Source organism: Paenibacillus sp. J22TS3, assembly GCF_018403205.1.
Taxonomy (GTDB): Bacteria; Bacillota; Bacilli; order Paenibacillales; family Paenibacillaceae; genus Fontibacillus; species Fontibacillus tuaregi.
The window spans coordinates 241631-263954 of record NZ_BOSF01000002.1 but is presented as its reverse complement, the minus strand read 5'-3'; the positions used below and the strand labels follow the sequence as shown (position 1 = coordinate 263954).

15 protein-coding genes, 1 pseudogene and 1 other annotated feature are annotated in these 22324 nt (G+C 46.3%); of the genes and pseudogenes, 1 reads left to right on the top strand and 15 read right to left on the bottom strand.

All coding sequences use genetic code 11. The features are described from left to right. Positions 1–93: 93 nt before the first annotated feature. Together KJS63_RS07065 and KJS63_RS07060 are read right to left on the bottom strand one after the other, a co-directional pair. Complete coding sequence (locus tag KJS63_RS07065; protein ID WP_213618516.1) at positions 94–1104, bottom strand: serine hydrolase domain-containing protein; 1011 nt, start codon at positions 1102–1104, stop codon at positions 94–96. Between the two features lie 101 nt (positions 1105–1205). Further along, positions 1206–2030 carry a MerR family transcriptional regulator gene (locus KJS63_RS07060; RefSeq protein ID WP_213618515.1) on the bottom strand — a complete coding sequence of 275 codons (825 nt, stop codon included), beginning with the start codon at positions 2028–2030 and terminating at the stop codon, positions 1206–1208. Between the two features lie 436 nt (positions 2031–2466). Between KJS63_RS07060 and KJS63_RS07055 the strand changes: the two genes are divergently transcribed. After that, the gene (locus KJS63_RS07055) at positions 2467–3855 is read left to right on the top strand and encodes an MFS transporter (protein WP_213618514.1); all 1389 of its coding nucleotides are present in this window, start codon (positions 2467–2469) and stop codon (positions 3853–3855) included. 77 nt (positions 3856–3932) lie between these two features. On the opposite strand, the gene KJS63_RS07050 is transcribed toward KJS63_RS07055, so the two are convergent. From KJS63_RS07050 to KJS63_RS06990, 13 genes and pseudogenes are all read right to left on the bottom strand, one after another. Continuing rightward, positions 3933–4289, bottom strand: coding sequence for a darcynin family protein (locus KJS63_RS07050; protein ID WP_213618513.1), 357 nt, complete (start codon positions 4287–4289; stop codon positions 3933–3935). A 75-nt stretch (positions 4290–4364) separates the two neighbouring features. Then, complete coding sequence (locus KJS63_RS07045; RefSeq protein ID WP_213618512.1) at positions 4365–4946, bottom strand: Crp/Fnr family transcriptional regulator; 582 nt, start codon at positions 4944–4946, stop codon at positions 4365–4367. Positions 4947–4989: 43 nt separating this feature from the next. Then, entirely contained in the window at positions 4990–6852 is a 1863-nt protein-coding gene (locus KJS63_RS07040) for an arginine--tRNA ligase (RefSeq protein ID WP_213618511.1), read from the bottom strand. A gap of 48 nt (positions 6853–6900) precedes the next feature. Further along, positions 6901–7117 (bottom strand) — a binding site (T-box leader). 95 nt (positions 7118–7212) lie between these two features. Next, entirely contained in the window at positions 7213–11712 is a 4500-nt protein-coding gene (locus KJS63_RS07035; protein WP_244862524.1) for a GH32 C-terminal domain-containing protein, read from the bottom strand. A gap of 188 nt (positions 11713–11900) precedes the next feature. Beyond that, positions 11901–14177 (bottom strand): GH32 C-terminal domain-containing protein, encoded by a 2277-nt coding sequence (locus KJS63_RS07025; RefSeq protein WP_213618510.1) that lies wholly within the window; start codon positions 14175–14177, stop codon positions 11901–11903. A 62-nt stretch (positions 14178–14239) separates the two neighbouring features. Continuing rightward, a complete protein-coding gene (locus KJS63_RS07020) occupies positions 14240–15118 on the bottom strand; it encodes a phosphotransferase (RefSeq protein ID WP_244862523.1) in 879 nt (292 codons plus the stop codon). Between the two features lie 45 nt (positions 15119–15163). After that, positions 15164–16048: pseudogene (locus KJS63_RS07015) on the bottom strand (ROK family protein). 56 nt (positions 16049–16104) lie between these two features. Beyond that, positions 16105–16290 carry a GH32 C-terminal domain-containing protein gene (locus tag KJS63_RS26560; RefSeq protein ID WP_374706261.1) on the bottom strand — a complete coding sequence of 62 codons (186 nt, stop codon included), beginning with the start codon at positions 16288–16290 and terminating at the stop codon, positions 16105–16107. A 269-nt stretch (positions 16291–16559) separates the two neighbouring features. Next, positions 16560–16757: a hypothetical protein gene (locus KJS63_RS07010; protein WP_213618509.1), complete on the bottom strand. Its 198-nt coding sequence runs from the start codon at positions 16755–16757 to the stop codon at positions 16560–16562. A 297-nt stretch (positions 16758–17054) separates the two neighbouring features. Continuing rightward, the gene (locus tag KJS63_RS07005; protein ID WP_213618508.1) at positions 17055–18554 is read right to left on the bottom strand and encodes a glycoside hydrolase family 32 protein; all 1500 of its coding nucleotides are present in this window, start codon (positions 18552–18554) and stop codon (positions 17055–17057) included. A 94-nt stretch (positions 18555–18648) separates the two neighbouring features. Next, positions 18649–20274 (bottom strand): ABC transporter substrate-binding protein, encoded by a 1626-nt coding sequence (locus tag KJS63_RS07000; protein ID WP_213618507.1) that lies wholly within the window; start codon positions 20272–20274, stop codon positions 18649–18651. Positions 20275–20366: 92 nt separating this feature from the next. Next, positions 20367–21263 (bottom strand): carbohydrate ABC transporter permease, encoded by an 897-nt coding sequence (locus tag KJS63_RS06995; RefSeq protein ID WP_213618506.1) that lies wholly within the window; start codon positions 21261–21263, stop codon positions 20367–20369. A gap of 14 nt (positions 21264–21277) precedes the next feature. Next, entirely contained in the window at positions 21278–22237 is a 960-nt protein-coding gene (locus KJS63_RS06990) for an ABC transporter permease (RefSeq protein ID WP_213618505.1), read from the bottom strand. Positions 22238–22324: the final 87 nt, after the last annotated feature.

The following is a 22324-nucleotide window of genomic DNA, read 5'->3' as shown; positions in this document are numbered from 1 at the left end:
CACTTCTGGACTTGGGGCGTTATTTTATATACCGATTACTTAACTCGAAACTCTCTCTAGACTTCTCCCATACTTCGGCCCCTTCATGCCGGACTAGTCTAGTACAGCTGGGACGATATGCTCCTTAATCAGAGTCCATCTGTCACGGGCATTAGGCATGAATGCTGAAGCGATTGCCACGACTAAGTTTTTGTCAGGGATACAGCAAATGGCGTTGCCGCCGTCCCCCATGGCCGAGTAGGCAAAAACACCGTGCTCTTCCCGAACCCACCACAGGTATCCATAGCCGTAAGGGTTCAAGACGGTGGATTCAACGGTCCATGTCTCCGGAATCACCTGACGATCGCCCCATTTGCCACGGTTCAGATACAGCTGGCCAAATCGTGCCATGTCCCGTGGACTCATCGTAAGCCCCCATCCACCCGTCGAATTGCCGGCGGGGTCCTGCACCCATCCTCTAACCTTGCTTCCGAATAGTTCCTCGAACCCGAAAGAGTCCATGCCATAATCCGGAATGACTCTCATGCCAGTTGGCTTGAACAATCGTTCCCCCGCAAACGCGCGGGCGTTTTGGCCGGTGCTGCGGGTAAGAATGATGGACAGCAGATGAGCCCCTGCAGTGGAATATTTGAACGCCCCTATGCTTCCGTTCTGGCCAAGCATATCCAGGATGTATTTCTCCCAGTCTGGCTGCATGCACATCTTGTCCAGCGGTTCCTGCCAATCTGGGAATAGATACGGAGCCGTCATGGTGAGAAGATGCCGGATAGTGATATCCCCCTTCTGGGTGTCGGCAGCGTCCGGGACATATTCAGGGAAGAAATCCAACACTTTCTGGTCCACGGAATGAATGTGCCCCTCATTGATCGCAATCCCTATGAGAGCCGAGATGACACTTTTGGTCACGGACGCCACGTGGTGTGCATCATTCGGACCATAACCGTTAAAATATTGTTCATACGTAATGCTTCCATTTCTCGCTACAATAATCCCATTAATATTGCTGTATCCAGATCTAATTTCAGAACTTAGCTCTGACAGCTTCCCGGCATCCATTCCCAAAGCAGCCGGATCTTCAGCCTGCCATTCTGCGGTTTTTTGCATAATAAATTCCTCCTAAATCTGTATAAGTTGAACTTAAGAATTACCATACATTTCGCACGGCTGCTCGACCTGTAACTCAATAGTTCAACTTATCTGGCTTTCTATTTCTTCCTGATTGGAAAATACACCTCAGTAATGCTGTCCTCGGGCACGGTGTTCTCATGGGGATCGTTGATATAAATTTCAAAAGGGGATCGGATAAGCTCGTAGCCTTCCTGCTCGATCCACTCTCTCAGCTTGGCAAATACCGAGGTCAGCTCCGAATACGAGCCTTTTAAGACGGACCTGGCACAGAGCCCCCCAGGCAAATCTCTCGTTCCCTTAACAATCTCTTTGACCGGTATGGCAAATTCCGTATCATTGCCTGCCGGGTTATATTCAGGGCTGTGGTAGATCGTCATCGGTGTACCCAACATGGTGAGATTGCCGACGGCTATCTTCTCGTACAATCTGCCAAAATAAGTTCCATACCCCGCGGCATAGTCTTCCATGCTAAGCATTTGACGCAAGTAAAGAATGTTCATCGGCTGAGTTTCAACTAGCTGGACCTCAATGCTCTCCATGTAGGACATCATCGGTATGCCCTGCTCCAAGTTCAAGATATCGCTGTTTATCTGCTTAAGCGTGCACTCTAAAGCGTTCATCTTCTCCTGAATCTCCAACCTCTTCCGGTGAAACGCGGAACACAGCTTTTCCTCGGACTGGTCTTCTTCCGACTCCAGCATGTCTCTCATCTCTTCCAGGGAGAAATGATACGATTTCAAGCGATTGATCAAGAGCATCTTTTTAAGCTGCTTGATGGAGTAGTACCGGTACCCGTTCTCAGGATTAATCTCATCCGGTTTGATAAGTTCAATTTCATCATAATATCGAAGCGTTTTTGTGGATACACCGCACATCTTAGAGAATTCTCCAATCGATAACAAAGGGTCACCTCCTCCTATTTAGATAATCAATTATCATGTTCTCCTCTACTTAACACCTTCCCCTAAGGGCAAAGTCAACGGCAAATTATAAGTTCTATCTCAACGTGAAAAGCTCACCCAGCGTGGCTGAACATGATTCTAATCAGGGATCTCCATAGTTTGAGTAAAGCATAATCATTATTTTTTAAAAAATATAGACTTATATCTGCGAGCTTATATCCCAGCAGACAACCGTAGGAATTTTTATAATTAAAATTTCCATTGAAATTCCAAACTTTCTGGAAATATGATGGGTTGAATCACTATTTGATGAACATTATAATCAGGAGGCGTTAATATGAAGTGCAATGTATTTAAGAGGGTACTAAATCCGGGGAAAGACGTATCACTTGCCCTATAAACTACGTAGTTCCCTGTTCAATAAGGGGCTATTCCATTGAGTAAAAAGGTTACAGCCGGCATCCCAAAATCGGTTGCCTGGCTTAGTTTTCTGGCGTTCTTCAGCGTTCTGAACGAAACGGTGTTTAACGTGGCGCTGCCGGATATGGCAGTCCAGTTCGGGATTTCGCCTTCGGCAGCGAATTGGATCAACACAAGCTTTATCCTTTCGTTTGCCATCGGAACTGCGGTGTATGGCAAATTATCGGATTTGTACGGTGTAAGAAGGCTTCTTCTAACCGGCGTACTAATGTATGGTGTAGGATCTTTGGTCGGAGTATTATTTCACTCCAGTTATGCTGTGGTGCTGATTGCACGCTTCATCCAAGGAGCAGGAATCTCATCCGTTCCAGCTCTGATTATGGTTATCGTAGCTGCTTCTATTCCACCGAAGCAGCAGGGCAGAGCCTTCGGCCTAATCGGCTCTGTGGTAGCCTGCGGGGAAAGCATCGGCCCGGTCATCGGGGGAGTGGTAACCCATTATTTGCACTGGTTCTACTTATTTGCAATACCAATGCTGACCCTGCTAGCCCTGCCTTTCTTCATACGGGCTCTGCCGGGAGAACCAGCGAAGAAGGGGAGGCTGGACCTTCCGGGTGCTGTACTGATGTCTGTGGGAATCGTAACATTCACCTTGTTCATCTCACTGTACGACTGGATGTACCTGCTACTCAGCCTGCTGCTGTTCCTCGGCTTCACCTGGCGTATTCGTAAGGCTCGCCAGCCGTTTATCGAACCTTCTTTATTTAGCAGAAAAGCATTTATCCTCGGCGTATTAACAGGCAGCATTCTGTTAGGCCTGACTGCCGGCTATGTATCCATGGTGCCTTATATGATGAGAGCCGTGCACAACCTGCCTACAGACCTCATCGGGATCGGCGTTCTGTTTCCGGGCACGGTCAGTGTGGTTCTCTTTGGCATTTTAGGTGGAATGTTGGTTGATAAACGCGGAAATTTGTTTACCATGCGTATCGGCATAATACTGCTCATCTTAAGCTTGTTAGGTACGGCATTATTTGTCGAACTGACGCCTTGGCTTATCACAGGCACCCTGATCCTGACCTTCGGCGGTCTGTCCTTTATAAAGACTGTCATCTCCACCAGTGTAGCTGGTGCGCTGCGACCTGAGGAATCTGGATCGGGCATGGGTCTGCTTAACTTTGCCTGCTTCCTGGGAGAAGGCTTTGGTGTGGCTGTAGTAGGAGGACTGATGTCCAGGTCTTGGCTCGTATCTCCGCATCTTCCGGGGATTGACAGCAGCACTGCAGCCCTGTACAGTAATTTGACACTTATTCTGATTGCTGCCGCCCTTATAGCGGGAACTGTCTTTCTGCTCGTGTACAAACGGGTTCAGCATGCATCCGATTCAGCTTCCAAATCTGAATAAATGAAAACAACAGCAGCTCCGTGCTCTTCCCATGCACGGGGCTGCTGTTGTTTTCCACTATCTAATCCATTACCGGCCTAATTCCCTGCTCCCTTATCATCCATTTTAAGAACATCGGATTCATAGGACTTGAAGGCGTTCTCCATCCCCATCAGAACATCTTTGATCTTCATATAACCTCGGGTATACGGCTCTGAATCCCTGATTTCCTCCCACATATAGTGGTACTGGCGCAAATCTTCGGTCTCACATACTACAAAATCCGTATATTCCTTGCCCGGCAAGGCTTCCGCATCGAAAAAACGCACCTGCACATGTTTGGTGTACCTGCTTATTATTTCCTGCAGTGAAGCAGCATGTTCCCTCCGCTCTTCCCGGGGCAAAGCCAGCCAGGAAGGATAAAATTCCAACAAAACAACCATCATATAACGCATATTCCTCAACCTCCATCAACTAAGCAGCTATGAGGATATTGTAATTCAGGGTACCTGAATGCGCATTAACATATGTTAAGCCCGTTTTGCACGCAGCATCCGGCTTAGTGAGACTGGAGATATGCCCAAATAAGAGGCTACATGATATTGAGGGATTCTGTTCTCCAGTCCGGGGTACTTAACCAGGAACGCCTCATACCTTTGGAGGGCGGACAGGAACAATAGTTCACGTTCCCGTTCTTCTTTTCGGATGTACAAACGCTCCACACTCTTGCGGACGAATCTCTCCCAGCTATGGCAGCTGTCCATAATTTCCTGTAAGGACTCATATGAAATCTCAATAACTACAGAATCCTCCAAAGCCTCGATTGTGTAGGAGGATGGCATCCGCTTCACCATAGCCCCATAAGAGGTGGCAAAATCATTTTCCAAAGTAAAGGCTACATTATACTCCTTGCCATCCGGCAGAGGGTAGAACAAACGGAATAAACCAGAAGCACAGTAATAGGCATGCATCACCATCTCACCGGTTTCCACGAGACATGTCCCCTTCCGAACCTCCCTTACACGCGAACGCTCAGCAAACAATTTCCACTCTTCATCCGAGACCGAAGCCTTGCGAGCCAGATCCCTTAACGATTCATAATTTGTGTCCATATTCGTACCTCAATGCGAAAGTTAACTCTATAATAACACTCCCTTACATACGGCCTGGCGTTGGAAGTCCAAGCACGGTAAGTGCATCTCCGAGAGTTTCCTTGAATTTTAGCGTTAGCCAAAGCCGAAGCGCTTTTGTGTCATCATCAGCTTTCAGAATCGGACATGCGGCATAGAAGTTATTGAACAAAGTTGCCAGCTCATATGCATAATTACATATTGTATTGGGAGTCAGTTCATTGCAGGCTGTGAACAGGGTATCCTGCCAAGCTGCGATATGTCTGAGCAAGGCATGTTCAGCTTTTTCCAGCTCAAACTTGAATTCCGCTACTTCCGGTCTCATATCCGCTTCAGCCTCGGCTTTGCCAAGGATACTCACTGCACGGGCAAAAGAATACATCAAATATACTCCAGTATTGCCTGTCACTTCAGTTGCTTGTTTGATGTCAAAGACGACTTCTGTTAATAACCCGAACCTCAGAAGGTAATACCGGATGGCAGCAGCGGCGATCATCCTGCTGGAAAGACCGGCTTTATCCGGGCGTCTATCTTCGATAACTCCCTCCATAAGATCAAGCAGCTCGGAAATTTTGATCCCGATTCCTTGTCTACCAGACATGGCATATGACGTCTTGCCGTCCGATGTGTCTATGCCTAGCTCCCGCGCTGCTCCAGGACTTAATGAAACCACCCCATAACTGACATGACGAAGCTTGTTAGCTTGATCGGTATATCCTAGAATTTCAAGAGCTTGTTTGACCATGGCTTGTGGATACTCCTGCCTGTGGTCGATGACATTGATAACAAGATCTGCCCTGCCGAAGGATGATGGGCTTCCACTCACATTTGTAGTCCAGAGCCCCTCCGAAAAGTGCTTATACAGAAAGTCCTGTTCAAGCAGGCCAAATTTCCATAGATGATAAGCGATGTCCTTGGCTGTATAGGTTAAAATTCCGTTAGAACGCACCAGAACCTTATCTGGACTATGTACCGATTCCTGGCCTTCCGAATTAGCTGTGGACTGTTTTAGTACCCAGCAGCCTTCCAGCTTTCCTGAAGTTTCCTGGTGAAATTGCTCTGTTTCTTTCAGCAAATTAAATGCGGATGCCCAGAATCCTTCCCTTACAATGCTGCTCTCCCATACCAAAAGATCATAATTAATGCCGAACCCGTTCATTTCGTCAAGATGCTCACGTACAATCCGCTCGGCCGCAAGTGCGCCAACCCAAGCTAAATTGCCGCCTCCCTCTTCCATCGAATGAAGAACTTTGATTCTTTGTTCAAGTAATGAAGGATTACACTCGTACTCTTTATTAACTCTTGAGTATATATCCCAACAGAAATCCCCAAAACGTGTATGCTCCTCCTTATGGGGGATGTTCAAAAGCCCCACTATCGTGTCGGCAAGCTGATTCCCCAGGTCATCTATATAATTGTGCACCTCGACATTGTACCCGGCTCTAGTTAAAAGTCTCACGAGAGCATCGCCGATACAGGAATTTCTTAAGTGACCAATGTGCGCTGATTTATTCGGATTAATAGACGTATGCTCAATGACAACCTTATCGCCTTTATTTAGGGGCATCTCAAACTTCCGCTGGGACCATTCCTTCCAATCGATATGCATATTAATGAATCCCGGTTGGGCGATTTCAATCTTGCTTATCAAATCTCCCATCCGATCGTCTTGTTCCAGTTTAGTCTTCAACATGGCTGCTATTTGAATGGGTGGTTTCCTTAACACTCTAGCCAGCTGCATCGCAACATTCGTTGAATAATCACCATGTTCTAGGAGATCAGGCTGCTCAACCCCTAAATTGACTCCATTCTTACCGTTGACCCCTAGTTCGTCACACACATGTTCCACTGCATATTCGATGCTGCTAACTATCAATTGACTGATCATCCCGAATAGACCTCCTTTTATTAAAAATAAAAAGCCCTCATCTCTAATAAAAGAGACGAAGGCTTCTGCATTCGCGGTACCACTCTTGTTGTTAAACCTAAGTTTAACCACCTCAAAAGATAACGGTCTTAGCCGTGACTTCCTACTGCAGGATTCAGAAGTCATTCTCATGGGTCCGTTTCCCTGTCAGTCCAGTACCGGATCTCACCATTTCCGGCTCGCTTTGACTTGAATTAACAGGTACTCTCCCAATCCTCGAATTTGATGTATTTTGTATATTATATCCAATACATGATTAAAGTCAATTCCCCAGCTCCACGCTGTTATTTCGCTCCATCGGTGCTTAGGGTAACCGCAGAACTAGGGGGTACTTGGTACATTCCCTTTCGTTACCTTAACCGGTACGTTGAAGTCATCGACATTAAGATGTCCGAAAACACCTGTCGATTGGTCAACTACCTTAATGTATAGCTCTTGGCCGATATACGCTGATGCATCCCATATCTTTCGCTGATATTCCTCATAATTAGTCGCTGTCTCTTTAAATAACTCTTTGCCGTCCGACGCCCGAACCAGCGCAACATACAGGTGATCTATATCCCTACCGCCGCTGAGAAGGAAGTTGATCTGGCCATTGCCACTAAGGATGAAATTGTGTGATCTTAGCGTTCCCGTCAGGCTGTCACCGCCGGCTTTTTCATTGAAGCCCCACAGATGATAACCACCAGGAATTTTATGTGACGGGTTGAAGTATATGTTGTTCCAAAAATACTGCTGATTCGTAACATGAATATTCTGGAATGCGTCTCCCTCTGTAATCCAGCCCGTTAAGTCGCCTGTTGCAAAATCATGGTTAGGAAGATCCGTAATATCTTTATATACAGAGTTATCCCAGTTATGAGGCACATCAACAGCAGCAGCTGGTTTGCCTGTTGAAGCATTCATATTCCATACTTCCATCGATTTGACAGTAATATTTTTGTCAGCCCAAACTTGCAAGCCCAGGGAGTCGTACCTTCCTACGTAGACGCGGGTTGTAAGCTTTTTCTTGTCATTGGCAAAAGCTTCAATAACCGAGCGGTCGAGGAAGATATGAAGCTTTAAGTTCTCTCCGTGAAGATCCACGTACCCGCCTTGAATCCCATCTACACGCACATCCGGGTCTATACTGCTCTTGGTCCTATCCACATTAAAAGTCCCTTTTGTCTTGTCGTAGTAGAGTAGTGTTTCCTCCTGACCTTTTTCGGAACGGCGTACTTTTATACCAAATTTCTGAGCCTCGCGTGGATCAATTTCCATCACAATTTCCAACATGTCGCCTTTGACATTCTTAATTGCTTGGTTTGCCGCCTCCAGATTTTTGTCCTTGAAATCAACTACTTTATCTCCTCGGAGACTTTGCAATTCTTTAATCGGCTCGATCTGCAGTTCATCGTGCTTATTAAGACTCAGTGATACTGGCAGCGCCAAATTGTGTGCCCATCCGGATTGATATTCGGCCTGAGGCGTTCTTACATTTTGCACCATGGAGAACACAACCGTTCTTCCGTCAGGGGTGACCATACCGCTCTCTGCGGTTAAGTAGCTGTCACCGACATCCATTTTGGATGGTGCCTCTTGATCGGGAATAAATTTGTAGTTATCCCGGTCCCACGTGCCGATCCAGTAGAAGACTTCAACATCTCTTTGAACATCGTCTGCTGGAGGAACCTGCTCCGGCTTCTCATGAGGATTAATCATGAAAATATACTTTTGCTTGCCTGCACTATCCTTGCCTAAAGGCAATAATACCGGCAGTTCCCACACTGTCCCGAGCTCTGGATAAAGGCTTCTGCTGCTTGTATATAAAGGCCCCTTGTACTCCCAGTGGTACATATCGTCAGATTCATAGACCAAGGCAGTACCGCTGCTGAAGTCTGGAAGTCCAGAAGTCACGAGCTGATACCACTTATCCACTTCTTTGTCATACCACACAAACGGATCGCGGAATTCGTTGTGAATCCCGTTCCCGTTCTGCTCCGTTACCGGAGTATGATACTTTATCCATTTTTCCAAATTAGGATCAGACAAATCGGCCGGAGTTGCTAGCCCTGTTCTTTGGTTCGGGGACATGGAGTCATTGCCCGCGGTAAAGAACAGAACGGGATTTCCGTTACGGTCATACGCCGCACTGCCTGACCAGTCGCCGTCCGGATCAAGGGTGCCCGCTTCGGGTGCAAGAGCAGGTCTTACATTTTCCCAATGAACCATATCGTCACTTACCCAATGTCCCCAATGAATTTGATGCCAATATGGACCTTGCGGGTTATGCTGGTAGAATAAATGATATTTACCGTTATAGTAAATCGGCGCATGAGCTTCATTCATCCAATTTTGAGGAGGCATTGCATGGTACTGTGGACGGTGCTGGTCTCCGTCAAACACACTCGGGTCCTCATCAATGTCACCATTCGGAATACCTGGAACAGAACCTCCATGAAGTGACTTCACATGCTCAAATTCAGCAAGTATCTCCTGGCTGGTAAGAGCTTGATTTCGCAGCTTTACTTCATCTATGAGTCCGCTGAACATATTGAAGGCGAATAATCCTGCCAATTCTACAGGTTTATTATTTTTACCGATTATAAGGTTCTCGGTAGATTGTGTGATTGGAACGTTGATAGGGGCTGCTTGGGAAGCAACTTCTTCACCGTTCAGATATAACTTGATCATCCCATCTTTTTTATCAAAGGTAGCGACCACATAATTCCACTTGTATTTCTCCAGTGGGTGATCCTTGACCCATACCTGAATCCACCGACCACCAATACCGATCTGCATCGACCATGTGCCAAACCGGTACATGCCAAGAGAAAAGCCTTCCGCTTTATCCTGATTGGACTGGCTCACGATGGTAGACAGCTTATTACCGTCTCCCCATTCGTAGCTGCGCGGTGCAACCCACGATTCGATGGTTAACGCGTCGCTTACAGGGACGGTGTCTTTGTTATTAACTTCGATATAATTCGAGTATCCATCGAACAGCAAAGCGCCGCCTTTGACTCCGCGCGGAGTCCATCTTGGATCCTTAGATGTCATATATCTGGCGTTATTAAAAACATAGTTCACATCATGTTTAATATTGCGTACTTCCTCAACCGCTTTCTTACCTGCGCCTTCATCAAAATTCATATAGAACATGGTGCCGTATCCGTGAGCTTGGAAATCATCCACAGCAATGCTTGCTATATCAGACTGATCAACAACCTTAATATAGAGCTCCTTGTTGTATTGTTCCTGCACTTTCCATGAAATTTTCCCATTAGCACTGTAAGCTCCCGTCTTCATAACCATTTTGTTGCTCTTAGCGTCATAAAGTGCCGCGTAGGCGTCTTCCGGATTCTGGATGTCCAATATCGTGAAGGTAATGATTCCGGTTCCCTGAAGCGTGAAGGTACTCGAGGTAATGGAGCCTTGGCCTTCCACCGAGGACTTAGCATAGAACTTCCCTTCTTTACCCTCTTTAGCTTCATCGGTGACTTTGAAAGCATTGCCTTCAACAGTCCAGCCGCCAAGACTTCCTGTCTCAAAACTGCGATTCTGGATTTCGGTCGGAATAATATTATCCGCCATAATCCCATCCTCAGGCACCAGTTCATTAAAGGTATGGAAGGCGTCCGCAAAGATCACTCCCCAATCTGAGGTGGCATTATCGACGATTTCAAAATACAGTTTTTTACCGATATACTTAGAAAGATCGGCCTTATAATCCACCATATTCGCCATTCTCATGCCCTTTGCCGAATCAGGAAATCCAGACTCATTAAATTCGGTATTACCGTACCTGGCAATGAGCTCTCCCGTATCCGCATCGATGACGTCCACATATGCCTGGTCAGTATGCTTGCCTCCACCCAGTCTGAAGGAAATCCAACCTGTTCCGCCCAGCTCGAAGGTGCTGGAACGAAGCACACCGGTTGCTGCTTCGTCATACTTCCAACCGTTTAGATGATAGGTGCCCTCCTGGTTGTAAGGTAACTTCTCTGCCCACCAGTTCGTTTCATCCGACACACTGTTCGGACCAAATGCTTCGCCTTTTTGGACCGTCCATCCGGTCAAATCCCCGGTTTCAAACCCCGGATTCTGAACTTGATAGCGTTTAAAATCCGGTTTGATCTCCTTGGCGACAATTCCTTCGGCCGGCTCGGATTCATGGTGCATGAAGAAAGCGTCCGCAAAGATCACACCCCAATCCGAGGTTGCATTATCGACGATCTCCACATACAGCTTCTTGCCGATATACTCGGAAAGATTCGCCTTGTACTGCTCCATGTTGGCAAGCCGCAAGCCTTGCTCAGGCTTGGGGAAGCCTACGTCGACAAAAGCACTGTTGCCGTATCTGGCAACAACTTCCCCCGTATCGGCATTCACGATATTTACATAAGCCAGCTTGGGATTTTTTGCTCCGCCAAGCTTGAAGCTAATCCAGCCGCTTCCACCCAGCTCGAAAGTGCTGGAACGAAGTACTCCAGTCGCAGATTCGTCATACTTCCAACCGTTCAAATGATAGGTGCCTTCCTGGTTGTACGGTATTTTTTCCGCCCACCAAGTCGTTTCGTTGGATACACTGTTTGGACCGAACGCATTGCCTTTAACAACGCTCCATCCAGTTAGATCTCCTGTTTCAAATCCTGGATTCTGAATTTGATAGACCGCATCCGCACCGGTCACTCCCTGGACATTCTTTGAAGTTACCGTTTCCTCGGCTGGAGTCCCAGACCCAGCCGCGGCAGATATTCCCGGTAATGCCAATTGGAGAACCATAACCCATATGAACAAACTAGAATTGACCCCAGACCTTCCTCTTTTGACTTTTCTCATTAACAAGCCTCCCTCGAAATTTTTACGCCTGTAAACATCGTTACCTTATTTCGAAATGTATCCTTGACAAAGATGAATAGTCTTAAAGGTGAGAAGACTCGAGTGAAACGTTTCCAATTTGAAGAATGCAAATTACTTTATATCCCCCCCCTCCCTGAACCAAATGGTATGAGCCTCTAAGTGCTCATTTACCAAATGGACTGCATATCCCATATCTCTAAGGATTTAACAACAGGTTCTCCATCCCCCCAAATTTCAAGTCCCAAAGCATCCATACGGCTCGGGTATACCCGGGTTGTCAGGCTTTTTAGTCCATTGGCATAAACTTCAACCATGGAACGGTCCAAATAAATATGAAGCTTCAGGTTCTCCCCAAGTAACTCCAGCTTACCGCCCTGAACCCCTTTGCACTTTTCTCCCAAATGCAATGTCGTTTTCGACCGATCAGCCATGAGCATTGATGTATTCCAGTCATAATATAGCAGTGTTTCTTCTTCACCAGCCGGCGTGCGGCGGACCTTGATTCCAACTTGTTTGGCGTTACCCGGCTCCAATTCCACCTGGATTTCGAGCATATCACTCTGAACATCCTTGAGCTGTCGGTTAGTCTCAGCCAAAGACTGGTCCCGAAGAAAGATCCTCTTCGCGCCTCGCAATGATTCAAGCTCCTGAATCGGCTCTATTCCAAGTCGCCCATCTTCCCTCAAATACACGCTTATCGGCAAGCCTCCATTATGAGCCCATCCCGATTTGTATTCCAGTTCGGACGTGCGGTCACCCTGGGCAATTGTAAATACAATCTTTCTGTTCGTCTTCGGATCAACCATCCCGCTGGGACCCGTAAAATGGAAGTCCCCGACGTCAATTAATTGCGGCTCCTCTTGATCAGGAATGAACGAAAGGTTTTGCTTGTCAAGCACACCAATCCAATAAAACACCTCGACATCCGCCCCCTTGCCCACAGGGCTGACCAGCAGGAGGTGCTTGTTCGCACCCTGTTTGTTGGTGCCAAGGGGGAGAAGCACCGGGAGTTCCCAGATCGGTCCAAGATACGGGTATTTCTGGATATCAGCTTTGAACAATGGCCCTTTGTATGTCCAATTCAGCATATCATTAGACGAATAAGCCAGGGCTACTCCGCCTTCCCCTTCGATTCCGGAACCGACCAAGGCATACCAGCCCTCATCGTCCTTCCATACGAACGGATCGCGGAAATCCCCAAAGGCACCGATCCCTTTCTTCTGCACGATCAATGGGTCCGGATGCTTGATCCAGCGAACCAGATCCGGGTCTTGATCCTGGGAATAGGTGCTCCGGGCAAGAGCCACGCTCTGATTAGGCGAAGCACTTTCATTGGCAGCCGTAAAGAACAGCACAGGCAGACCGTCTGCATCATAGGTTGCACTTCCCGACCAAGCCGCATCAGGAGAGAGCTTATCTTTCTCAGGTGCCAAAGCAATGGGAAGATCGCGCCAATGCACCATGTCTTTACTCACCCAATGTCCCCAGTGGATATGATGGAAGTACGGCCCAAGCGGGTTATGCTGATAGAATAGATGGTATTGTCCGTCAAAATAAATTGGCGCATGAGGTTCGTTCATCCAATGAGCCGGTGGGCTGACATGATACTGCGGTCTATGGCGATCCCGCAGCAGAGGCTTCCTGTCCAGCTTGATATCATCATACTCTAACTGCGGATGGGCCCCTCCATGGGAATCCAGAACCTGCTGATAAGAAGCGGCCACCTCTTCGGCGCTTAGAGCCCGGTTATAAATCTTGAGCTCATCCAATATACCGCTAAACATATGTAGACTGAACACTTCGGCCAGTTGAGTGCTGTGGTTATTCTTGCCGATGAGCAGTTCCGTATCTGTAGCCTCAGCCAGGCGGGAACCGCGAGGCAGATCGGCCGAAGCAATTTCGCTGCCGTTCAGATACAGCTTGATTTCACCTTGATTTCCGTCGAACACAGCATTGATGTAAGACCACTCATGCTTGGGAAGTTCATTGCCGTCCGGGGACCACAGCTCTGTCCAGTCTCCATTCTCAAGCCCTACCTGAAAGGACCACGAGCCATGACGGAACATGCCAAGCAGATAGCCCTGCTTGAGTTCCTCATTGTAGCGGTTCACAATAGCAGCCAGTTTGCCCCCTTCGCCCCATTCATAGGTGCGCGGCGCTACCCAGACTCCAATACTTAGCGCTGAATCATCCTGAGGTGCGCCGTTTGAATCCCATTCATTTAGTGGATGAGTAATATAAGTCGAGTAACCGTCGAATAGAAGCCCTCCTCCTGCTACTCCCTGTCTCCACTGTGGAGGACACGGATCAGTAAATTCTGCTTCGTTAAATACGTAATGGATATTACTCCGGGTTTTGGATACACCCTCCAGAGCGCTAGCTCCAGTTCTTTCATCAAAGGCCCAATGCATAATCAGCCCATGATTGTCGGTTGTATTGCTCATGAAACAACCCTCCTAGGAAAATTAATTTAGTTCCCTGTATAGCTGTGGCCTTTTTTACCACCTTATAATTGGTAAATCCCTTGTTCTATTCGCTGGATGCAAAATTCGGCAAACTTGTAATAATCAAAGTCATGATGGCTATCTCCTTTAGTAAGTCCGCTGTAGAACATCCCCCACGCGACCTCCCGGACCATCGACACGAATTTCATGTCCTGAAAAGTATGGAATGCATCTTCCTCTAAATGTCCAAAGTACAACTTCAACCACTCACGCTCATCTGCTTCACTGAACTGATTGGTGAACGGAATCAAAGTCAATTCGAAAAATATATCTCCTGTTCCGGATAACTCCCAATCAATCAATTGCAGCTGTTGACCCGTATAGATCATATTGCACAAAAAGGAATCATTGTGACAGAATTTGTTGTTATACTCTTTGTCGGCGCTCCGCTTATGCGCGATTTTCTCTATGCGATTCAAAATTTGATTTAATCCGTCAGGATACCTGACTTGAAACTGATCTGCGCCTTTCAAATACCCATAGATTAAATCATAAGGAGAACATGTCCTCCCTTGATCCTCCATCTGATGTATTTGTTTAAACCGATCCATGATCATCCGTTTCATATCGCTGCTACTTAGATCACCTCGCTCAAGCATTCGGCCTTCAATAAATTCGGTGACAACATATTGTTCTGGATACTTGCTACAAACCACTTTGGGAGCAATCTTGTCCCGGTTAGCCCTCTTCATGACCTCGACTTCGGAGCTGCGTGTAAGGTTCAAATACTCATTTTGCCTGCTATTGATGCGAAGAACGTACGTGCTCTGCTTGGTTTGCACTTTATATGTTTGGTTGCACAGTCCTCCACTAAGAATCTCATAACTTGAGAATTCATAGTTTAGCTCAGGTACATCGCGAATAATTTGTTCGACGCTCATACTCAGTTTAAATCACTCCCCGCTCTCCGTATTAGGATTCATAATTTATGAACATTCTGAAAGTGCTCTGAGTCCTAGAGCCAGCGCACCGCAGAGTCCGGCATTATCCCCCAAGCCAGGAGGTACGATGTATTCGTCCATGGCTCCCCAATATCTCATCCGCATTGACATACCGATTTGATTTTTTGCTAACTTCACTCCGGATCAAGGGGAACAATTGCTTCTGATCATTACGCCCCCTCCCAAAATCACTTTTTGGGGCGATAACATTAGGATCGTGTTGCTCACGGACTGGCCGATATAGAATGCCTCCATCTCCCATGCAGGGTGAACATCTGGCAGCTCGCTGCCCTTTACCTTCCATCTTTCTTCTATTGCAGGACCTGCGGCCATCCCTTCCAGGCAGTCACCATGATAGGGACACGTCCCGGTAAAGAAGTCATCTGCAGGATGTCTCCTCGTCAACACATGACCACCTTCCAGATGGACTAGACCATGAACAAGATTTCCCTCTGAGTAAATACCAATACCAACACCGGTGCCCACCGTATAATTTACACAGCTATCCAGCCCCTGCGCCGCTCCCCACGTCGCTTCCCCATAAGCAGCCGCATTTACATCGGTATCCCAGCCAAATGGAATGTCAAAAACTTTAGATAATATACGCAGGAACGGGTAATTCTCCCACCCCGGCATCGGAGTGGTTGTTACATAACCATAGTGGTGGCTGTTCTTATCTAAATTAAGTGGGCCGAAGGAGCCAATACCCATTGCATCTATACTCTTATCTTTAAAATAATTCAGAACGTTTCCAATTGTTCGTTCCGGATGTTCGGTGGGAAAGCTGACTCTTTCCTCAATAATCCCTTGTTCATTTCCAATACCACAAATAAACTTAGTACCCCCTGCTTCAATAGCTCCAATACGCATACTTTTGTTCCTCCATAAAAATTGATTTCATTGTCCTATGGTTCGGTATCGACTTGTCATAAGGAATTCACTGAAATCTGCTCAAAAACCGTGCCTTCTTGAGTTGCGAACACCCCTACTCTTCCTGCCGGGATATCATACATTCGAAAACTTAAAGCAACTTCGTCATTGATATAGACCTCTCCGATCGTGCCGTCCATAATAACTCGGATTCGATTAGGAATCCCGCTCTCTAAATGCATAGGTCTCTCAAGTCCGACTTCGTAAGGGAATGTCTTGCCCCCCCTCTTCACTTTGCATAATGGCGAAACTGAATATAACGCGGTTCCAGTGCGGCTCAAGTTTAATATAATCATTTCCCTGCACAGAAGGAGGGTTCAGCCGAACAAATTATCCGTTTGGGTTGGACTCCAACCGAACAAGTATCTTCGCTGTCCATCCGATGCAGATTTCGCCGCATAAAATGCTCTCCCGTCAAATGTGTCTTCCAGCGGGGGTAATTCAAGGCCCCTCAATAGAACGGCTCATTCGGTAGAATGTTGCGAATCGGTCTGTATAACGGGTCGCGCCAGTCCGATAATTCGTAAATTTCGTCATCAGCTCCAAAAGTATAATCTGGAATCTTCCCCCAGTTCATAAGATCCCTGCTCATTGCATGGCAGATCAGCTGTTTGCCTTCCGGGAATATACAGTAGAACATGTGATACAACCATCGATCTCCAGCACATGACCCGTCCCTCCCTCAATATCCGTTGGACCATACTCCCGATAGCCAACAAAATCATCAGTTCCTAACAGGTACCATCCATTCTTCATGCCTTCTCCCGCCACCCGTGCAGATAGTACAGCTTAAATTCACCTTCAGCAAAATAAGGAATGACATCACCAACCCAGGCTTCGGACGGCCGATAAAAAAACTCCTTCATCCTTGCACTCTCCTTAAAAAATAAGCGGTTGAACGGAATAACTTCCACTCTACCGCTTTTAAATTTGGGTTATACGCTCTCTATAATGACTTTGATTTCAAATTGGAATAAATTGAATTTAAATGATCTATCGTCAGAGATACGATCTTCGCAGTACCAGCCTCGGCAAACAGTTCAAGCTCTTTACCTCCGGACGCAGGGAAGATCAGGTCGGTCATGACTACCTTACCGTCATTCGCAAATACCTCTACCGAGGAATTGTCCAGGAATAAGTGAAGAGAGACTCTGCCGTTATCCAACTGCAGTGGCGCTTCATGCCTGCAGGCAAATTGCTGATGGAAGTCAACTTGACCTGAGGCCAACCGGTCGATGAACAAGAGGGAAGCCCGCACATCATAACCGACTAGCGTCTCTTCGCCCATTGAAGACTTGAGCTTCAAGCCAACCAGCTTAGCATCATCCATTTCGAACTCCAGACGAACTTCCAACAACTCCCCAACTTTTCCTGAAGAGAACGGCTTCTCAGGTGCTACATGAAGTTCTTCCCAATACTGCTTAGATAAACGAAGATGCTGCAGTTCATCTATTGGTCGCTGCACAAGGCGTACACCTTCTTCATGATTTATGAGCGACAACACCCGCGGAATAGTCATGGCGCTTCTCCAGGTTACGGTTGGCGTAAAGTTGGCATATTTCCAGTTACTCATCCAGCCAAGGAAGATTCGTCTACCATCCTCCTCAGGAATATCAGACCAGGTAACTCCGGCGTAGTTATCCCGACCATGGTCGACCCAAAGAACCGTCTCAGGAGAATTACTATTCGTAAAAGTACGCCCGTCAAAGTCACCAACAAAATATTGAGTCCGTGATCCTTCCGGATGATCCGGATGATCGCCGATACTGATGATCAGCACCCATTGCTTCCTCCCAGGTGCACCTTCTACACTAAGCTCAAATAAATCCGGGCATTCCCACACCCCGTCATGCGAACCGTCAGATAATCCAAACTCACCAGTAAATGACCATGATTTCAAATCGGGGGAATTGTAGAAGCGAGCGTGATCCCCGGCTGCAAGAACCATCACCCACCGCTGGGATTCCTCATGCCAGATTACTTTAGGGTCCCGGAAGTCAATGATTTGTTTTTCAATGAGTACAGGGTTACCTTCATATTTGATCCAGTTTCTTCCTTTATCCAGACTGTACGCAATACTTTGCCGCTGCCTAACCTCCTGAGTCTCTGGGTTCGTATCATGGTGTGTAAATAGGGCAACCAGTCCCGAACCTCCTGTAAACAACCCGCTGCTATCCTTCCAGTCAACAACCGCGCTTCCGGAGAAAATAAAACCATGCTCATCCGGTTCCAAAGCAGCCGGGAGATGTTCCCAATGGATTAAGTCCTTGCTGATAGCGTGACCCCAGTGCATCGGTCCCCATGTTGTACCTCCAGGGTGGTACTGATAGAACAAATGGTACTCACCCTCGTAGTACACCATTCCATTCGGGTCATTCATCCAGTTGGCTTCCGGGGTAAAATGAAACTGCGGTCGAAACTTCTCTTCATAGATAGCGCTCTTCATTGTTCATTCAGCACCTTTCTCCTCTGCCTATCCCAAGGCAATATCTCTATACTTGATGGATAACCGGAACGTCTCGTTCCGGCTGTATTGACTTCTACTTCTGCTGTTGATTGTAGCGATCAAGTCCCTTTTGATATAAATCCATCAACTCATCAAGGCCCATAGCTTTGACTTGCTGAACATAGCTGTCCCATCCTTGATCCACATTGCCATCCACAAGGAATTTAGCTCGCTGCGTATTTACGAATTTGATGAGGTCCGGCTCAATTCGATTGATGGTGTCTAGTTCCTCTGGCGTAAAGAAGATGTTCGGATAATTTTCCTTTTCCATATCCGGCTCATAATACTTCTCCAAATCCTTCTTGCGCTGCTGCGCACGTGGTTCCATATCGACAATTGTCTGGAAATCTTCCTTAGTGATCACACCTGGAGCCCCTGAGCCTGGTGCTACTTGTTGGCGGTATTCTCCTGCAGACTTACCTGCTGGAAGCGGCAGTGTTACCAATTTGCCGTTCGCATCTTTCTTGTAAATTACATCAATTGGGCCCCAATGGATTTGTGCAGCCATATAGGGTTCGTACTGTTGATCGATCCAGCGCATAGTAACTTCTGGATTCTTATCTTTCTTCGTGATCACGAAAGAACCTCTGCCTGGCCCTCCACCATTGGCTCTGCCAATCATCTTCTTCCCTGTAGGTCCGGTAAGTGGAGGTACAAGAGCGTAATCCTTCGCTCTATCCGGTCCAACGACTTCCTCTGTCTCCCACCATACGAATGAACCCAGTGTTTCCGTAGGTGTTTTCCCTTTAGCCAGGTATTGCGGAGGTTGTTGAGTGAACGATTCAGGATCGATCAGTCCTTGTTTGTACCACTTTTCATTGAAATACTTCAAAGCTTCTTTATACTCGGGCTGAATAGCTGTGAAGATGACTTTCCTGTCTTTTACAACACGGTGTTCAAGGTTATCAGGGAGACCGAAGGCTCCGAATAAACCGCCGATATCCATACACCAGCCCATATGCATGAAGCTGAGTGGAATCTCATCAGCTTTGCCATTTCCGTTAGGATCTTTGGTTTTAAATGCAACCAAGGCATTGGTGTACTCATCCAATGTTTGCGGCATCTTTAATCCAAGCTTATCCAGCCACGACTTATTAATCACATGGAAGAACGGGTTTGTTCCGAGTTCATTTTCTTCCCAAGTAGGCAGACCGTAGATATGTCCATCTGGAGCCGTAATAGCCGCTTTGATGTCAGATCTTTTCTCCAATATCTTATTTAAATTAGGTGCATAGTCCGCAATGAGCTTTTCCAGGGGGATAATGGTGCCGTCTTTACCGAAATTGATCAGTTCATAGTCAGTGAACCCTGCTGCATAGAAAGCATCAGGCAAGTCATCACTTGCTAAGAGGAGGCTCTTCTTTTCTGTATAATCTGTATCCGGGATGTTCTCCCAGTCAATATGAACGTTTGTTGACTTCTCAAGCCGTTTGAATATTTCCATTTCTCCAAAGTTTGGAGCGAGCGGTGATTTAGGTGCGACCATTTTTAAAGTGACCTTATCATTGACGATAGGAAGTCCATCTTTATTTACCTTAACAGCAGATTCAGAACCTGTTTGTGCCCCTGAATTGCCGTTATCACTCGTCTTGGAACAACCTGCTAATGCCATGCTGCCAGCCAAAGTCAAACATAAAGCTAGTGACAATCCCTTTTTCATTTGTTAAACCCTCCCTTTGATTGAACAAAACAGATCTTTATTTATATAATCCACCCGAGAGGCCTTGCCCGGGGAATTACCACAGAGGAATGTTAGCCTTTAATTGATCCGATCATAGCCCCTTTTACGAAATACCGCTGAAGGAATGGATAGAGAATCAATAATGGCACACTTGCAACAATGATCACGCCATATTTAATCAATTCGGTAACTCTAAGTTTTGCTGAATAGGACTCTACATCCACCATCATGTTGGAGCCAACCTGGTTCTGAACCAGAATATTGCGCAGTACCAATTGAAGCGGGTATTTCGCTTGATCATTCAGGTAAATAAGTGCATCAAAGAATCCATTCCAAAAACCAACGACGTGATATAGAACCATAACAGCTATAATCGGCTTGGATAAAGGGATAACGATTCTTAGGAAGAATATCGTATTAGAGCATCCATCAATGAATGCAGCTTCACGCATCTCATCCGGAATACTGCTTTCAAAAAATGTCCGGACAATGATAATGTTGAACCCACCCGCCGCACTAGGAAGAACAAGCGCCCAGATGGTGTTCAGCATCCCAAGATCTTTAACAAGCAGGTAAGTTGGAATCAGCCCGCCGCCAAAGAACATAGTGAGCATGAAGAACCACATAAAAAAATTTCTGCCGATGAAATCCTTACGTGAGAGTGGGTAAGCGGCTAGTAGAATCAATGCAACACTGATTGCTGTACCCACTATTGCGTAAAGCATGGAATTTCCATACCCGATCCATATCGATGAATCATTAAATATCCGTTCATACCCGTCGAAGGTGAACCCTTTGGGATATAACCATACATCCCCGGCGTATATATTGTTTGGATCGCTCACAGAAGCGATAAGTATGAAATATAAAGGGTATAAAATAAGCAGCATACCTATGGTTAGTACGGTATAATTGATCAGGTCGAACAGAAAGTCGCCTTTGCTCTTGCGTTTAAGCCATGTATTCATGTCGTTCGCCTCCATTACCACAAACTGGTGTCAGTAAGTTTCTTCGCAATCCGGTTAACGATAAATAGCAAAATGATGTTTAACACAGAATTGAAGAGACCGATTGCTGCTGAGAAACTGTACTGCGCCTTCTTAATCCCCATTTCATAGACATAGGTTGGCAATATATTTGAGGTTTGATAGTTAAGATCGCTCTGCATCAGAAACGCTTTTTCAAACCCAACACTCATAATGTTACCGATTGCAAGCACAAGTAAGATAATGATGGTCGGTAGAATTCCAGGAATATCAACGTTAAATATCCTTCTCCACTTGCTTGCCCCATCCATGATTGCCGCCTCGTGAAGCTCAGGACTTACCCCTGCTAATGCAGCAAGGTAGATGATGGTCGCGAATCCTGTTTCCTGCCAGACACTGGATAAAATATATAAAGGTCTAAACCATCCTTCATTTGCCATGAACAGAATCGGCTCACCACCAAAGAAAGTGATGATGTGGTTAACAATACCGCTATTTGGCGACAAGAACACATTAAGCATACCTACGAGAACCACGGTTGAAATAAAGTGAGGGGCATAGATTACGGTTTGAACAAATTTCTTGTAACGCTTAGCAAGAATTTGATTTAACATGAGCGATACAATAATCGGAACCGGAAAGGTAAATATGAGAGACAACACGCTTAACGATAACGTGTTCTCAATAATAGGCCAGAAATTATAGGCATGAAAGAATTGAATAAAGTGCTTGAATCCAACCCACTCACTGCCCCAAATTCCTTTACTAGCCGAGAAATCTTTAAACGCAATTTGTACGCCGTACATGGGGTAATATCTAAAGACCAAATATAACAAGACGATAGGCAGCAAAAATAGATAAAGCTCGTAGTTCCGTTTAATACGTATCCAAGTATGGCTTTTGGTTTTTATCTTGGACTTTACCTGGGTTGTCTCTCGCGGTGTTGAAACATTCATAAGATTTCCCTCCAAAAATAATTCACTTAAAAGCAACCGCTTTCACTCAGTTGAAACGTTTCCAACTTGATTGAAACGTTTCCAATC

Coding starts and splice junctions, on each gene's coding strand:
- KJS63_RS07065 (WP_213618516.1), bottom strand. CDS start 1,104: ATGCAAAAAACCGCAGAATGGCAGGCTGAAGATCCGGCTGCTTTGGGA.
- KJS63_RS07045 (WP_213618512.1), bottom strand. CDS start 4,946: ATGGACACAAATTATGAATCGTTAAGGGATCTGGCTCGCAAGGCTTCG.
- KJS63_RS07050 (WP_213618513.1), bottom strand. CDS start 4,289: ATGCGTTATATGATGGTTGTTTTGTTGGAATTTTATCCTTCCTGGCTG.
- KJS63_RS07020 (WP_244862523.1), bottom strand. CDS start 15,118: ATGAGCGTCGAACAAATTATTCGCGATGTACCTGAGCTAAACTATGAA.
- KJS63_RS06995 (WP_213618506.1), bottom strand. CDS start 21,263: ATGAATACATGGCTTAAACGCAAGAGCAAAGGCGACTTTCTGTTCGAC.
- KJS63_RS07025 (WP_213618510.1), bottom strand. CDS start 14,177: ATGAGCAATACAACCGACAATCATGGGCTGATTATGCATTGGGCCTTT.
- KJS63_RS07035 (WP_244862524.1), bottom strand. CDS start 11,712: ATGAGAAAAGTCAAAAGAGGAAGGTCTGGGGTCAATTCTAGTTTGTTC.
- KJS63_RS06990 (WP_213618505.1), bottom strand. CDS start 22,237: ATGAATGTTTCAACACCGCGAGAGACAACCCAGGTAAAGTCCAAGATA.
- KJS63_RS07005 (WP_213618508.1), bottom strand. CDS start 18,554: ATGAAGAGCGCTATCTATGAAGAGAAGTTTCGACCGCAGTTTCATTTT.
- KJS63_RS26560 (WP_374706261.1), bottom strand. CDS start 16,290: ATGCATTTAGAGAGCGGGATTCCTAATCGAATCCGAGTTATTATGGAC.
- KJS63_RS07040 (WP_213618511.1), bottom strand. CDS start 6,852: ATGATCAGTCAATTGATAGTTAGCAGCATCGAATATGCAGTGGAACAT.
- KJS63_RS07000 (WP_213618507.1), bottom strand. CDS start 20,274: ATGAAAAAGGGATTGTCACTAGCTTTATGTTTGACTTTGGCTGGCAGC.